Source organism: Hyphobacterium lacteum, assembly GCF_036330345.1.
In the GTDB taxonomy this organism is placed as follows: Bacteria; Pseudomonadota; Alphaproteobacteria; order Caulobacterales; family Maricaulaceae; genus Hyphobacterium; species Hyphobacterium lacteum.
Map to the genome: position 1 here is coordinate 315,750 of NZ_JAZDRP010000002.1, position 15,379 is coordinate 331,128.

At 60.9% G+C, this 15,379-nt stretch carries 14 protein-coding genes; 5 read left to right on the plus strand and 9 right to left on the minus strand.

Going from position 1 to position 15,379, the window contains the following annotated elements:
• Window positions 1-24: 24 nt before the first annotated feature.
• Window positions 25-489, plus strand: a complete 465-nt coding sequence (locus tag V0U79_RS04075) for a DUF1129 domain-containing protein (protein ID WP_330198193.1) — start codon at window positions 25-27, stop codon at window positions 487-489.
• Window positions 490-559: 70 nt separating this feature from the next.
• Here the strand turns inward: V0U79_RS04075 and V0U79_RS04080 are convergent, their stop codons facing one another.
• The 4 genes from V0U79_RS04080 to phnC all read right to left on the minus strand — a co-directional run bounded on the left by V0U79_RS04080 (window position 560) and on the right by phnC (window position 5,898).
• On the minus strand, window positions 560-1,669 hold the full coding sequence (locus V0U79_RS04080) for a substrate-binding domain-containing protein (protein WP_330198194.1): 1,110 nt from the start codon (window positions 1,667-1,669) through the stop codon (window positions 560-562).
• Window positions 1,670-1,703: 34 nt separating this feature from the next.
• Complete coding sequence (locus tag V0U79_RS04085) at window positions 1,704-2,864, minus strand: OprO/OprP family phosphate-selective porin (protein WP_330198195.1); 1,161 nt, start codon at window positions 2,862-2,864, stop codon at window positions 1,704-1,706.
• Between the two features lie 173 nt (window positions 2,865-3,037).
• Window positions 3,038-5,101, minus strand: coding sequence for a phosphonate ABC transporter, permease protein PhnE (gene phnE / locus V0U79_RS04090; RefSeq protein ID WP_330198196.1), 2,064 nt, complete (start codon window positions 5,099-5,101; stop codon window positions 3,038-3,040).
• Window positions 5,098-5,898, minus strand: coding sequence for a phosphonate ABC transporter ATP-binding protein (gene phnC, locus V0U79_RS04095; protein ID WP_330198197.1), 801 nt, complete (start codon window positions 5,896-5,898; stop codon window positions 5,098-5,100). The genes phnE and phnC overlap by 4 nt, the downstream gene beginning before the upstream one ends.
• Window positions 5,899-6,153: 255 nt before the next feature.
• Between phnC and V0U79_RS04100 the strand changes: the two genes are divergently transcribed.
• Window positions 6,154-7,389 carry a type III PLP-dependent enzyme gene (locus V0U79_RS04100; protein ID WP_330198198.1) on the plus strand — a complete coding sequence of 412 codons (1,236 nt, stop codon included), beginning with the start codon at window positions 6,154-6,156 and terminating at the stop codon, window positions 7,387-7,389.
• A gap of 20 nt (window positions 7,390-7,409) precedes the next feature.
• On the plus strand, window positions 7,410-8,456 hold the full coding sequence (locus V0U79_RS04105) for a 1,9-bis(guanidino)-5-aza-nonane synthase (RefSeq protein WP_330198199.1): 1,047 nt from the start codon (window positions 7,410-7,412) through the stop codon (window positions 8,454-8,456).
• A gap of 80 nt (window positions 8,457-8,536) precedes the next feature.
• Here V0U79_RS04105 and V0U79_RS04110 read toward each other — a convergent pair whose 3' ends face one another.
• The 5 genes from V0U79_RS04110 to V0U79_RS04130 form a co-directional block, all read right to left on the minus strand.
• Entirely contained in the window at window positions 8,537-9,268 is a 732-nt protein-coding gene (locus V0U79_RS04110; protein WP_330198200.1) for a proteasome-type protease, read from the minus strand.
• Between the two features lie 40 nt (window positions 9,269-9,308).
• Entirely contained in the window at window positions 9,309-10,109 is an 801-nt protein-coding gene (locus V0U79_RS04115) for a transglutaminase family protein (protein ID WP_330198201.1), read from the minus strand.
• 4 nt (window positions 10,110-10,113) lie between these two features.
• The gene (locus V0U79_RS04120) at window positions 10,114-11,055 is read right to left on the minus strand and encodes an alpha-E domain-containing protein (protein WP_330198202.1); all 942 of its coding nucleotides are present in this window, start codon (window positions 11,053-11,055) and stop codon (window positions 10,114-10,116) included.
• Window positions 11,056-11,060: 5 nt separating this feature from the next.
• The gene (locus tag V0U79_RS04125) at window positions 11,061-12,458 is read right to left on the minus strand and encodes a circularly permuted type 2 ATP-grasp protein (RefSeq protein WP_373696438.1); all 1,398 of its coding nucleotides are present in this window, start codon (window positions 12,456-12,458) and stop codon (window positions 11,061-11,063) included.
• Between the two features lie 145 nt (window positions 12,459-12,603).
• Window positions 12,604-12,912, minus strand: coding sequence for a DUF1244 domain-containing protein (locus V0U79_RS04130; RefSeq protein ID WP_330198204.1), 309 nt, complete (start codon window positions 12,910-12,912; stop codon window positions 12,604-12,606).
• 75 nt (window positions 12,913-12,987) lie between these two features.
• Between V0U79_RS04130 and V0U79_RS04135 the strand changes: the two genes are divergently transcribed.
• Window positions 12,988-14,073, plus strand: coding sequence for an aromatic ring-hydroxylating oxygenase subunit alpha (locus V0U79_RS04135; RefSeq protein WP_330198205.1), 1,086 nt, complete (start codon window positions 12,988-12,990; stop codon window positions 14,071-14,073).
• Complete coding sequence (locus V0U79_RS04140) at window positions 14,063-15,373, plus strand: APC family permease (RefSeq protein ID WP_330198206.1); 1,311 nt, start codon at window positions 14,063-14,065, stop codon at window positions 15,371-15,373. Before V0U79_RS04135 ends, V0U79_RS04140 begins: the two co-directional genes overlap by 11 nt.
• Window positions 15,374-15,379: the final 6 nt, after the last annotated feature.

The window sequence follows — 15,379 nt, forward strand, 5'->3', positions numbered from 1 at the left end:
GGCGCAGGCGTATCAACTGCACTCATGTCCCCGGCCCGCGCCTTTTCCCAACGCAGCATCGCGATTGCTCAGGCCTATCCCCTTTTCGTGGTGACCTGCGCTGGTTTGTCCGGGCTGATCGGCGTTTTTACCGGGAGCCTCGGGGTCGATGTTGCAGCCGCCCTGACCTATCTGTTGTCAACCGCGATTGCGGGCATCGCGATTTTCGTACCGGTGCTTTTGCTGATGAAGGGCCGTACGCGGCGCTTTTCGCTGATCTTCGGCCTGGCCGGGTTTCTCGCCGGCTTCCTGCCGACCTTCCTGATTTTCCTGATCCTTGCGGCAGCGGCATCGGACCCGGTCGGCGCCGTCCTCAACAGCGGTTTCTGGCTCGGCATGGTCAACGGTATACTGGGTGTCATTAGCGGTCTTCTGACCCGCTACTGGATCCGCAAGCGCCTGCGCCGGAACCTCGTAGATACGGACGATCTGGTCGAGATCTACGCATGAAAAAAAACGGCCGGGCACAAGCTCGGCCGTTCCCATTTCTCTGGTCCCGCCGGCGCGGGAATATCCGGACCTAATGACCTTCCGGGGCCTCGGTCATGGTGTCCATGTCGGCGACCCGTTGCGACATTTCCATGCGCATGGCTTCCGGCAGCGGGATCAGGCCGCGATCGGTCAGGTAACCGAAATCACCCCAGGCATCGTCCGAGGAGAACTCCTCAAGATATTCCTGGATGCCCGGCACCACGCCCACATGCTGGACCTTGGCATAGACGAACATGGAGCGCGAAATCGGGTATTCACCCGATGCAATCGCATCGAATTCCGGGGCCACACCGTCAACGCGGGCACCCTGGATACGGTCGCCATTCTGCGACAGGAAGGAATAGCCGAACACGCCATAGGCGGTCGGCGTGTTGACCAGCGTCTGAACGATCGCATTGTCATTCTCGCCGCTGTCGATCCAGGCACCATCCTCACGAATGCGGGCCATCGCCATATCAGGGATCTCACAGCCGGTCTCGGCGGCGATCTCCTCGGCACCGGCCTCCATCGCCAGTTCAACGAAGGCATCGCGGGTGCCCGAGGTCGGCGGCGGGCCGAACACTTCGATCCGCAGATCCGGCAGCGAGGAGTCAATTTCCGACCAGCGCGTATAGGGATTGTCGACCATGGTGCAGTCTTCCGCCGGCACCTGGGCCGCGAGAGCCTGCCAGATCTGGCCGCGGGAAATATCCAGTTCCGGACCCGTCGAAACATTCGAAATGACAATACCGTCAAAGCCGATCGGCAATTCCACGATCTCGCGAACGCCATTGGACTGGCAAAGCTCGTATTCGCTCGGCGTCATCCGGCGCGAAGCACCGGTGAGGTCCGGCGTGTCAACACCGACACCGCCGCAGAAGAGGCGCATGCCACCACCCGTACCGGTCGATTCGACAACCGGGGTCGGGAAGGAGGTGCGGGCACCAAAGCTTTCGGCCACTGCCGTGGAGAACGGGAAGACCGTCGAGGACCCGACGATGCGGATCACATTGCGCGTACCCGATTGCGCCGCGGTGGCAGCAGACGCGCTGCCGGTGGCCGCTGTCGTCGTCGCCGTGTTCGAGCTGGTTGCATCGGAGCAAGCCACGATGGCCAGGGCTCCGGCGCCCAGAATGGTCGAGAAAAACATCTTGTTCATGATTGGACCTGTTTGTTTGAGTTTGAGCTGGAAGTTACCAGTCGATCTGGGCGCGAGCCTGAACGGCGTTGAAGTCGCCTTCGCCCAGACGGGCACCGGTGCCTTCAACATCGCCGACCACGACGTTCAGCATGAATCGCACATAGGCTTCAGGATACCAGTTCACGCCGGCCGTGTAAGTCGTCAGCGAGCCGCCGCTGTCGGTATCGAGGTAATCGTAGCGGCCAGCCAGTTCCCAGGCACCGCCGCCACCACCGCTGACCGGTGCAGACGGAGAGGTGCGGCGGAAAGCACCGGAGGACGCGCGATAGGCGCGCTGCTCACCGGTCAGGAACCAGCCGAGATTGACGAAATAGCCCTGGAAGTCGTCGGCCGAGCCATCGGCATCTTCCGACATGTATTCGGCATGGGCGTGGAAAGGACCTGAAATCCAGGCCGCTTCGAGACCGAACAGGGTGGACTGGTCGGCACCGGTATTCACGTCAACCAGGCGCTCGGCCAAGTGAACATTCGGACGCGACCGCACGCGCACCGCCGTACCTGAATTGTCACCACGGTCATAATAGCGGCCGCTGACGCCCAGGTGCAGCACATTGTTGTCGGTGTTGATCGGTGTGAAGGTCAGGCGCGCTGCAACGGCCATCGATTCCGACATGGACGAGCCGGAATTGTCTTCATTGACGCTGCCACCGAAGAGACCGGCGCGGAAGGAATAGTTGTCACCGCCCGTGGCGATGGCGATGCCCAGCCGGCGGTCGAGGCGGAACGCGTCCGTAATCTGGCCCCGCTCCATAAAGGTGATGTAACGGCTTGAGGTCTGCTCTTCGAGCGAGTTCGGCGTTTTCTGGTGACCAATGATCACCGAAAAATCGCCGCCATCCCATTCGATGTAGACGTCCTTGGCATCAACCGAATTGTCGGCGAAGTCGAATTCCGCCTTGTACTCGAAATTGTACCAGCTGCCCTCGACGCCGAGGCGGCCGGTGCGCATTTCCGAAGCGGAATAGCTCTCATTACGACCGGTCGTGTCGACATTGCCGAAAGCAACGTCGAAATAGAGACGTCCGCGCAATTTGAAGGAATTGCCGGTTTCCGGGTCTTCCCATTCCGGTGCCGCATGGAATACGGGACCGTCTGCGAAGGCGCCGCATGCAAAAGCCAATGCGGCAACACCGCCTGCCAGAATGCTTTTCATCTTGATTGTCCTGTCTACGTGATTTCCAAGACCTGATTCCCCTCAGGTTGGCGGCACGCTTAAAGGCATCCGGCGACGGTTTCGTAACGCAAGAGAGACACTTCCGTTACGCTCGGAAAACCTTTTTTTGACAGGTCGAAGACGTATTCGTGACAGGCGTTTCCGTATACGGATTACATCAGGCGCTTGCGCAGGACTTGCGACAGCATGTCCACCAGCGTCACCGCAATGATGATGATTCCGATGATGACCGCAGTCTTCCCGTACTCGAACGAACGGATGTTCTCGATCAGCACCTGACCGATACCGCCCGCCCCGATCAGGCCGAGAATGGTAGCCGAACGGGTGTTGGATTCGAACCGGTAGAGCGCATAGGACGCCCATAGCGGGATGACCTGCGGAACCACAGCCCAGGTGACCTCGTTCATCGGGCCGGCCCCGGTGGCGCGCACGCCCTCGACCGGACCTTCATCGATGGATTCGACGGCCTCGGAGAACAGCTTGCCCAGCACGCCGGCCGTATGGAAGGCCAGCGCCAGAACACCGGCGAACGGGCCCAGGCCGACCGCGGCCACAAAAACCGCAGCCACGACCAGCTCGTTGATGGCGCGAAGCCCGTCCATGACGATCCGTACAGGCCGGCGGATCCAGAACGGCGCGATGTTCGAAGCCCCCAGAAGACCCAGCGGGATGGCCAGCACCACAGCAAAGAAAGTGCCCCAGAGCGCGATCTGGATAGTGACGATGATCTGCTCGAGATAATTCGACCATTCCGAGAAGTCCGGACGGGTAAAGCCTGCCAGATACTCGCCCATCCTGTCAGCATTGGCGCCCAGCAGCGGGAATTTGAACACTTCGGCCGACCAGAAACTCCAGATCAGCAGTCCGAAGAAACCGCCCCAGATCACCCCGTCGATCAGACGGTCGGACAACAGTCGCGCCGGCGCATGCTTTGGCGGCTGACTGACAAACATGATCAGGCCAAACACGCCCAGACCGACAATCAGCCCGACCAAAGCGCGGAACAGGGTGGGATCACCCTCATCCGCGCGGCCATGGGCAGCCTGCACGGTCTGTGGCGGCGGTGTGCCCTGGTCCTGCAGGAAGGTCTCGACCAGATCGGAGACCGCATCCCGGTTGGTGTCCGGATCCGCCAGCATGTTGGCGCGCGCGGCCTCGATCTGCAGCGAGACCTGCTGGGTCGCAATCGCGCGTTCCTGCTGGCCCACCTCGGCCAGCTCGGCATCAACAGCCGCCAATTCCTCGCGCAGATCGGCCAATTGCTCGTCGCGCAGCACATCGTTCAGTTCCGGATCGGCCTGCACGGTCGCGATCTGCGAACGCAGCCCGGCCTGGCGGTCGATGAGTTCCAGCCGGCGGATCGGCAGGAAGTGATCATTTGTGGCCGGCAGGAAGCCGCCCATTTCCAGCTCGCGCAGAATGCCTTGCTCATGGGCGCGCTGCTCCGCATCGCCGCGCCACCCATAGGTCAGGAAAAACTCCTGGATACGGGCACGGACATCTGCCGGCAGATCGGTCCGCCACATGATCGGATCGGTCTGGATCAGGGGCGAACGCCAGATAATTCGAACGTCTTCCAGCACATCCGGCCGGGTCCGTTCGAGCCGTTCGATATTCGTTGTGTTGTTGGTCGCCGCATCCAATTGCTCATTGGCCACCGTCAGAAGATTGGCTTCATGGCTGGCGCGTGTGACCTGGTTGAAACAGGTCTGCGGATCGATGCCGCGCGGCGAGAAGATATAGGCATTCGGCACCAGTGTACCGGAGGTCGACAACGGATCACCGAAGCCGAAATTGACGCTGCCATCGCAGACCAGCAGATCGTCCAGTGTCTGCAACGGGCTGTCCGCCGGGACAATGATGATCGAGCGATAGCCCAGCTGTCCGTCGGGATAGATAAATTTGGCGAAGACTTCCGCATTGGCCCGGCGCGCGGCTTCGAGGCCGGACCGGTTGGTCAGCCAGGCCAGCTGCACCTGATCGGCGCGCATCGCCTCGACGACGCCGGTGTAGTCCCCGGCAGACCGCAGGACGACTTCAAACCCGGTATCGCGGGCCATGTCCTCAACGAAGGGTTCCCACAGGGCCAGCACATTTTCCGATTGCTCTGTCGCGACAACACCGAAGACGATCGTGGTGTCCTCGGCTTCCTGCGCTTGCGCCACGGACGCCAGCCCCAAAAGGGCCAGGAGAGAGATCAGAAGGCGGGCCATCATGCCGGTTCCCCTTCCTCGTCCAGGACGCCGATATATTCGTCGCCATAGATCTCGATCAGCTTGTCGCGGGTCAGGCCACTGGTCGGACCGTCATAGATGATCTCACCGGCTTTCAGCGCCACAGCACGGCGGCAGTATTTCAACGCGTAATCCACCTGGTGGAGTGTCACCACGACCGTAATCCCGTCCTGTTCGTTGAGTTCGGCCAGAAGCCGCATCACATTCCGCGCAGAGACCGGGTCGAGCGAAGCGATCGGCTCGTCGGCGAAAATCGCCTGCGCACCCTGCACCATGGCGCGGGCAATGGCACCGCGCTGTTGCTGGCCGCCGGAAAGATTGGCGGCGCGGTTACCGGCATATTCGGCGATGCCGACACGTTCCAGCGAATCCATCGCCTTCTTGCGGTCCTCGGGAGAAAACCGGCCCATCACACCCTGCCAGCCGGGCATCCGTCCCAGCGCACCGATCAGGACATTCGAATACAGGCTGATCCGCTTGACCAGATTGAACTGCTGGAAAATGAAGCCGACCTTGGCCCGCGCCCGGCGCACACCCGGCGACAGCTTGCCTTTTTCCTGTACCCGGTCGCCGAAAATCCGTGACGCGCCCGATGTCGAATCCGCCAGTTGCAGGCCCGCAGAGACCCGCAGAAGGGTGGACTTGCCCGATCCGGAAGGGCCGATCAGGGCCACCATCTCGCCCTTGTCCACGCGCAGCGTCACATTCTTCAGCGCCTGTGTCGTGCCGAATGTCACATTGATGTTTTCGGCCAGTAGGGCCGGCTGGGTCTCGGTCATAAAGGCTGGGCCCCCGATAACTTCGCTCAACGCTCACTTGCCCGCCTTGCGTGACGGTTTTGTGAAACCTTCAGTTTTGGCGGCAGTTCAAATGCGCAGATGTTGAAAAAACACGGTGAACCACTAGGGTTTAAAGGGCAATCCGGCGATGAGCGATTTTTCGCTTTACAGCTTTTTCGTTTGGGCATACATCGCAAATCCCGGCGGAGGTAACGATGCCGGATTGGGTTAATAGCTGTCAGGGGGTTTCGTGCGTTGGACACGTTCAATACGCCCCTGGACCTGGTCCGAAATCGGCCCGTCGAGATTCCGAACGTTTGTACCCGGAAAGATCGGCTGACCGTCGCGGTTCACTGGTTCCAGGAACATTTCAGTGGCGAAGTGCTCTATGCCGTGAAGGCGAACCCTTCGCCGTGGGTGATCGACGGACTCTATGCTGCCGGCCATCGCTGGTTTGATGTCGCTTCTCTCAATGAGGTGAAGCTGATCGACGAGCGCTGCCCGGGCGCCACCATGGCTTTCCTGCATCCGGTCAAGAGCCGCCACGCCATCCGCACCGCCTACCATGAGTATGGCGTGCGCATCTTCGCGCTCGATTGCGAGGACGAGCTGAAGAAGATCATCGAGGAAACTGGCAACGCCAGTGACCTGACCCTGATTATCCGCCTCGGCGTGTCCAATGCCGGGTCTGTCTTGCCGCTGGCCGGCAAGTTCGGTGCCAGCACATTTGACGCTCCGGCGCTGATCGAGAAAGCGCGCCGGATCGCCGACGAGCTGGGCATCAGCTTCCATGTCGGCAGCCAGTGTATGGATCCGATGGCCTATCGTCAGGCCATGCTGGAAGCCAGCCGCCTGATCGCCCGTGCCGGCGTTACCGTCGATATCGTCGATGTCGGTGGCGGATTCCCGTCCATCTATCCGGGCCTGACGCCGCCGCCGCTGCAGCAGTATTTCGACGTGATCGAAGAGACGTTCGAGGAGATGATGGTTCTGGAGAACGCCGATCTCTGGTGCGAGCCGGGCCGTGCCCTGGTCGCCGAGGCCGCGTCCGTTCTCACCCGCGTGGAGCTGCGCAAGGGCGATGCGCTCTATCTGAACGATGGCTCGTACGGCATGCTGTTCGATGCCACACACGCCAAATGGCCTTTCCCGATGCGCGTCTTCCGCGAGACGGGAGAGCTGACCGGCGAGATGTCGCCCTTCCGCCTGTTCGGCCCGACCTGCGATTCAATCGACTCCATGCCGGGACCGTATGATCTGCCAGCCGATATCCGCGAAGGCGATGTCATCGAGATCGGCATGCTGGGCGCCTATGGTGAAGCCATGGCGACGCGTTTCAACGGTTTCGGCGAATACGAATTGGCCGCCATGCGTGATTTTCCCTGGCAGAGCCTGTATGTCTCCAATCCTCAGGAGCAGGAAACCGGCGGTGCGGAAATCGTCGCCTTCCCGCGCACCAAACGCCGCCGCGAGCGCATGCGCCGCCGATAGAATTCTAGCAAGAGTTTGAAATGACTGATATAACGAACAAGAAGGCGGAGCTTCTGTCTTCGCCGATCGAACATATCGACATCACGCAATTCGACGCCCGCCCGGTGATCGACGCCTGGGAGAAGATGTCCTTCACCTCGCGCGACGCCGCCCGCGCCGCGCGTATCCTGAACTCGGCCGTGTCCGACCCGGATTGCTCGGTGATCCTCACCCTGGCCGGCTCCACCTCGGCCGGCGGCTGCATGCATGTCTGGCGCGACATGGTCCGCAACAACATGGTCGATGCCATCGTCGCCACCGGTGCCTCCATCGTCGACATGGATTTCTTCGAGGCTCTCGGCTTCAAGCACTATCAGGCCAAGGACATTCCGGACGACCGCATCCTGCGTGATCTCTATATCGACCGGATCTACGATACCTATATCGACGAGGAAGAGCTGCAGGCCTGCGATCACACGATCGGCGAGATTGCCGATTCACTGCCCGCCAAGCCGATCTCCTCGCGCGCTTTCATCCACGCCATGGGCAAGTGGCTGGCCGAGGGCGGCGCCAAGAAGCAAGGCTCGCTGATCCAGGAATGCTATGAGCATGGCGTACCGATCTTCGTGCCAGCCTTTGCCGACTGCTCGGCCGGTTTCGGCCTGGTGAAGCACCAGGTCGAGCGCATGAAGGCGGGCGAAGCCTATCTGTCGATCGACGCGGTTGCCGACTTCCGAGAGTTGACCGACATCAAGATCAAGGCAGGTACGACCGGCCTGTTCATGATCGGTGGCGGTGTGCCGAAGAACTTCGCCCAGGACACTGTCGTTTGCGCGGAAATCCTCGGCCATGAAGTGCCGATGCATGCCTATGCCGTGCAGATCACCGTGGCCGATGTGCGCGACGGTGCCTGCTCGTCCTCGACGCTGAAAGAGGCCTGCTCCTGGGGCAAGGTCGATGTGGCGCTGGAACAGATGGTCTATGCCGAAGCCACCACTGTGGCCCCGATGATCGTCTCCGACGTCTATCACCGCGAAGCCTGGAAAAGCCGCAAGAAGCGCCGCTTCGCCGACATGTTCGAAGACTAGGCGGACGAATACCTACGCATTGGAAAAGGCGCTTCACGGTGACGGCGGAGCGCCTTTTTCTTTGCGGGTTACATGACCGCTTAAAGCTCGAAATCCGGCAGGCCGGCAATGGCTTCCTTGATGCCTTCCGCCCAGGCCGTCGACAGGGTCTGGAAATAGGCATCGTCGGCGGCGATCCGCCGCGTCTTGTCGACGCTGAAACTGCCCTCGGGATAGACCAGCAGATCGAACGGCATGCCAACTGACAGATTGGCCTTGAGCGTCGATTCAAACGATAGCAGCAGCAGTTTGGCGGCGTCGGCAAAGCTCATCGCCGGATCATAGCCGCGCAACAGGATCGGCCGGCCATACTTGGCCTCGCCAATCTGGAAGAACGGGTTCTCGTCCGAGGATTCGATGAAATTGCCTTCCGGATACACCAGGAAGAGCCGCGGATCCGAACCCGCAATCTGGCCGCCGACAATGATCGTCGCACCAAAGGTGGAATCCGCATCCGGACCCTGATCGGATTGCGACTGCACCACTTCTTTCAGCGTGTTGCCGACCAGTCGCGCGACCTGAAACATGGTCGGCGCTTCGAGGATGGACGGGTTGCGATCACCCGGCGCTTTCATGCGCTCGTTCAGCAGACTGACCACGGCTTGTGTCGTGGCCAGGTTTCCAGCCGTCTGCAACACGATGGCGCGCTCTCCGGGCAACGACCAGGTAAATAACTTGCGGAAGGTGAAGACATTGTCGACGCCGGCATTGGTCCGCGTGTCGGACATGAAGACCAGCCCCTTGTCGAGGCGCATGCCAACGCAATAGGTCATTTACCAGAGAATCCTTCGAGCCCGATGCCCGGGCTCTCCATTATTGCTGAACCTGCAGCGTGACAATCATTGATTCCTTGCCGCCGCCAAAGACAAAACCGCTGATCGGCGCGGCCTCACGATAGTCCAGCCCGCTGGCAATCCGGACATAGCGCTCATCCGGCGAAATACGGTTCGATACGTCAAACCCGACCCAGCCCAGTCCCTCGACATAAACTTCCGCCCAGGCATGGCTCGCATCCTGGTGGGTCCGGTCATCCATCATCAGATAGCCGCTGACATATCGCGCCGGCAGACCCATCGCACGGGCCATGCCGATCAGGATATGGGTATGGTCCTGGCAGACCCCCGTTCCGGCCAGGGCGGCGCTTTCTGCCGTGGTTTCCGAATGTGACGTATCGGTCTCATAAGCAATGGAATCGCCAATATGCGTGATGAGGCTGTGGAGCTTCGCGACGGGGTCATCCCCCGGCGGCCGCCACGCCTTCAGCAACTTCCCGACCGCCGGGCCCGGCCGGGTCAGATCGGTCTGCCGCTCGAAATACCAAAGCGGCGCTGCCCCATTATGCGCACCGATGACACCGGCCGTATCATGCGTGTCGACCTCGCCATGGCTGATAATCTCGACCACCCGCGTACCTTCACCGATGCTGACCAAACGCACCTCGTTGCCGATATGGTCGCGGAAAGCCGCCTGCTGCTCGGCCAGACCCAGATCGAGTGACCAGTTAACAACCGTCTGGGCCGGACCGGACACAGGAATCAGACGCAATTGCTGGAGGCCGTAAGGAACGTCCTGCCGGTATTCATATCGCGTCGTGTGGGTGATTTTCAGCCGCATGATATCAGGCCACGAATCTGTAATCGGCTTCGATCTGACTGGCGAGCGCATTGTTCGCCCGCAGGAATTCGGTCAGGAATTCATGCAGCCCGATCTCGAAAACCCGGTCAATGTCCTGATCATTCAGCTTCGAAAGCGTAGCGCGCGCCAAGTCTGCCGAGGGCTGTTTTTCGCCATAAACTGCGGCAAGGTCGTCCAGCGCCCGGACATTGTCGGAATAGCAGAAGATCAGCGAGCGCGGCATCTGCCGGTTGAACATCAGGAATTCCGCTATCTTTGCCGGCGTGGTCTCGCCACCATTCAACCAGTTGAAGGCCCGCGCCGCGGACGCTGAACGAAGGATCGATTCCCATTGTACATTGTCCAGTGAGGAGCCGATCGAGGCCGAGCTGGGCAACAGGACATAGTATTTCACATCGAGGATGCGCGCCGTGTTGTCTGCCCGTTCGATCCGTGTCCCGAGCCGGGCAAAACTGTAAATGTCATTGCGAAGCGCCGTGCCGTGCCAGGCCCCGCGGACCATGGCGCTACGCTGTCGGATGAAGTCCAGAAGATTGGGCAAATCGGCCTGACGGACAGGTTTGGCCAGCTTGTCGTTTAGCAACAGCCAGCTTTCATTTGTACTTTCCCAGACCTCTCTCGTCAGCGCGGTCCGGACCATTCGTGCATTGTTACGGGCCTGCCGGAACACGGAATACACGCTCGACGGATTATCGGGATCGCGCAGGAGAAAGTCGATCACGCGATCCGCCTCATAGGCGTCGTGCGCATCGCGATAACTGTCATCACAGCCGGCCGTTCGGACGATTGAAGCCCATTCGCCCTGCCCGGAGGCCTGGCGGGTCAGTGCCATCCGGAATCCGGCATCGATCAACCGCGCCGTGTTCTCGCTGCGCTCAAGCTGGCGGAACATCCAGTAAAGGCCACTGGCGGTTTTTCCCAACATAGCGGCTAGTCCTCCAATACCCAGGTATCTTTGGTTCCACCGCCCTGGCTGGAATTCACCACGAGGGAGCCTGCCTTCATCGCTACCCGGGTCAGGCCGCCCGGCGTGATATTGATGCCATCCGGCGAGACCAGCACGAAGGGGCGCAAATCCACATGCCTGGGTGCAAGTCCGGATCGCGATAGAATGGGCACGGTCGACAGCGCCAGTGTCGGCTGGGCGATATAGCCGCCGGGCTTGGCTTCAAGCTTCCTCCGGAAAGCGGCGATCTCCTTCTTGCTGGCCGCCGGCCCGACCAGCATTCCGTATCCGCCGGAGCCGTGGACTTCCTTGACCACCAGCTCGTCGAGATGGTCGAGAACATATGCCAGCGACTCAGGTTCCGAACATCGCCAGGTCGGCACATTCTCGAGAATTGAGGACGTGCCTGTATAGAATTCGACGATATCCGGCATATAGGAATAGAGCGCCTTGTCGTCCGAAATACCGGTGCCCGGGGCATTGGCAATCGTAATGCCGCCCGCCCGGTAGATGTCGAAAATGCCTGGCACGCCGAGCACAGATTCCGGATTGAAATTGAGCGGATCCAGAAAGTCATCATCGACGCGGCGGTAAAGCACATCAATGGTCTTGTAGCCTTGTGTGGTGCGCATGGCGACGCGTCCGTCGACCACCCTGAGATCATGGCCCTCCACCAGTTCGGCCCCCATCTGCTCGGCCAGGAAAGCATGTTCATAGTAGGCGGAATTGTGCAGACCCGGGGTTAGCACCGCAATCACCGGCCGGTCGGTACAGGCGGCCGGCGCGCATTTCTCTAGCGACCGGCGAAGGTCCAGAGGGTATTCGCTGACGGGTGCGACCGGGATTTTCGAGAACAGCTCGGGATACATGTGCAACATCGTTTCCCGGTTCTCCAGCATGTAGGAGACGCCGGAAGGAGTCCGCGCATTATCCTCGAGGACATAAAATTCATCCTTGCCGGTCCGGACAAGATCGACTCCGACAATGTGAGTATAGACCCCGCCCGGCGGGCTCATTCCCATCATTTGCGGCAGCAGCGCCTCATTGTCCGCGATCAGACTTTTGGGCAAACGTCCGGCTTTGATGATCTCCTGATCATGATAGATGTCGTGGAGGAATGCGTTGAGCGCCCGTACCCGCTGTTCTATTCCTTTCGACAGGCGGGCCCATTCCCGGGCCGATATGATCCGGGGAATCTGGTCGAACGGAATCAGCCGCTCATCCGCTTCGGCCTGGCTGTAGACATTGAATGTTATTCCCGTACGGCGGAAAAATGCGTCCGCCTCCTTGGCCTTGCGGCGAAGAAGTGCCGCATCATTGCCTTTCAGCCAGTCGCAATAGGCATCGTATGGCTCACGCGGCGTTCCCGCCTCGTCCTGCATTTCGTTAAAAAACAAACTATCCCCGTCTTCGTTCAGCGATCGCTTTCAATGGCGCTCCAATGCCGAACGGCACCGGAACCAACCCATGTTGCAATGCAGCGAAGCCTAACGGAGAAGGGGCGGCGTTGGCTAGGCCCCCCGAAATCTAGTCACGCTTGCGAGCCTCGAACGCCGCCATCTGTTCCGGCGTTGCCGGGGTCTGGAAGTTCGCCTTCCAGTCCTCATACGCCATGCCGTAGATCCGCTCGCGCGCCTCGGCGTCGGAGATATTCAGCCCCCGCTCCTCGGCAGCCGCGCGATACCATTTCGACAGACAGTTACGGCAGAAATCCGCCAGGATCATCAGATCGATATTCTGCACGTCCTTGCGGTCATCCAGATGCGCCAGCAGCCGGCGGAACGCCGCCGCGTCGAGTGCATTCTGATCCTGGCGGCTCAGATCGTCATGTTTCATGGCTTATCCTCAATGTCGTTTCTGGCCGGGTTGGAAATGGCTTGCCGCGAATGAGTTTACGCGCATAGTCGGCGCATGGGGAGCCATTACAACCGGTCCGGTCCCACCGACCCGATCCGGCCACTGGAGCAAGCGCGTGCACTCGACCCGTCCTTCTATCTGGGACGGGCCGCGCATGAGTTCGACCAGAATAACATCCTGGCCACAAACTGGCAGATTGTGGCGCCTGCCGCCCTGGTGGAAAATTCCGGTGACCATGTCGTGCGCGAGATTGGCGGCAAACCGATCCTGATCGTGCGCAATGCTCAGGGCCGCCTCAACGGTTTCTACAATGTCTGCCGGCACCGCGCCGGGCCGATTGCCCTGTGCGATGGCAAGGGCGCGAAACGCCTGCGTTGTGCCTATCATGGCTGGATCTATGATCTCGACGGTCAGCTGAAGATCACCCCGCAAATGGACGGGGCCGAGGGCTTCGACATTGCCGGCATCCGCCTCGCCCCGATCGAGGTGGCGGAATGGTGCGGCATGGTCTTCGCCCGCGCCGGAACAGCCGGTCCGTCCTTTGACGATTTCATCGCCGATATCGCGCCCTTCTGCGCGCCCGATCACATCAGACAAATGCGCTATTCGCATTCGCGCACCTATCCGGTCGCCGCGAACTGGAAGGTTTATGCCGACAATTATCTGGAGGGCTATCACGTCCCTGTCGTGCATGACGGCCTCAACGCACTGATTGATTATTCGAATTACACGATCGAATTGTCGCAATGGGCGTCGGTCCAGCGTTCGCCGATGAATGACGCGAAGATCTACGGTATGGGCGAGGCGCTCTACGTGCTGGCCTATCCCAATACCATGTTGAACATTTTGCCCGGGCGGATGCAGACCAACCGGATTATCGCCACCGGGCCGGACAGCTGCGAGGTCGAGTTCTCGTATTATTACCTGCCGGGCGAAGACGCCCGCGCGGATGAAGACGATGCCTTTTCCAGCGAAGTCCAGGACGAGGATGCGATGATTTGCGAGCGCGTCCAGAAGGGCCTCGCCTCCGGCGCCTATACGCCCGGCCGCCTGTCACCGGCGCAGGAATCCGCGCTCTGGCATTTCCACAATCTCCTCCGCAGCGCCTATGGCGCAGACAGGGAACCTCATGACCGCTGAAACCGAAGCCGGCCTGCCGCCGGTGCCCAATCCCGCCATGAAGCCACTCGGCTTCTGGGGCTGCTGGTCGCTCACCGTCGGGGTGATGATCGGTTCGGGGATCTTTCTCCTGCCCACCGTGCTCGCTCCCTACGGTCTGATGAGCTTTGGCGGCTGGCTGCTGACCGGAGGATCATCCATCCTGCTCGCCCTCGTGCTGGCGCGGCTGGCCGGGCGCACCACCCGCACCGGCGGACCTTATGCCTATGCCCATGATGCCTTCGGCGATCTGCCGGGCTTTCTGATCGCCTGGGGGTATTGGGCCTCGGTCTGGATCGCCACGCCCACCGTCGCCCTCGCCTTTGTCGGCTATCTCGGCGTCTTCTTCCCGGCGCTGAACGACAACCCCATGACCCAGCTGGCCATCGCGCTCGCCTTGCTCTGGGGGCTGACCCTGGTCTCGATCCGCGGCGTGCGCGAGGCGGGTTTTGTCCAGCTCTTGATGACCTTCCTGAAGCTGATACCGCTCATTCTCATCATCTTCGCCGGCCTGGCCTTCGGATCGGCGGAGAATTTGCCCGCTTTCAATCCGAGTGAAGGCAGCTTCATTTCCGTGCTCGCCACCACGGCGCTGCTCACCATGTGGGCCTTTGCCGGCATGGAGGCGGGTGTCATCCCGGCCGGCGAGGTCGAGAACCCGCAAAAGACCATGCCGCGCGCCATCATCACCGGTGTGATCACCGTGACCATTGTCTATATCGCCTCGACCGCCGCTGTGATGATGCTGGTCCCCGCCGATCAGCTGGCCGCATCCACCTCGCCCTTCTCCCAGGCTGCGCGCGTTTTGGGCACATGGGGACCGCCGCTGGTCGCCATTGGCGCGCTGATCTCGACGGCCGGTTCACTGAACGGGAACATCTTCACTTCCGGTCAGATGCCGCTGGCGGTGGCGCTCGACCGGCTGGCGCCGAAATTCCTCGCCATCCGCAACAAGGGCCATGCACCCTATTGGTCACTGATCCTGGCCTCGTCCTTTTCCAGCGTGCTTCTGCTGGCGAATTTCTCGCGCGGCCTCGTCGGGGCCTTCACCTTCCTGTTGATGATGAGCACGCTCACCACCCTCATTCCGATGCTGGTCAGCGCCATGGCCGAGTTCAAGCATTCCTGGCGTTCAGCGCGCGGATGGGCCGCCATTGCCGTGCTGGGCGCGCTTTATTCCATCTTCGCCATCCTCGGCTCGGGCCTTGTCGTCCTCGCCTGGGGCGCGGTGCTTCTGGCTGTCGGCGTGGTGGTGTTTTACGTGGGACGGCAGCGGGGGTGAGGGCGG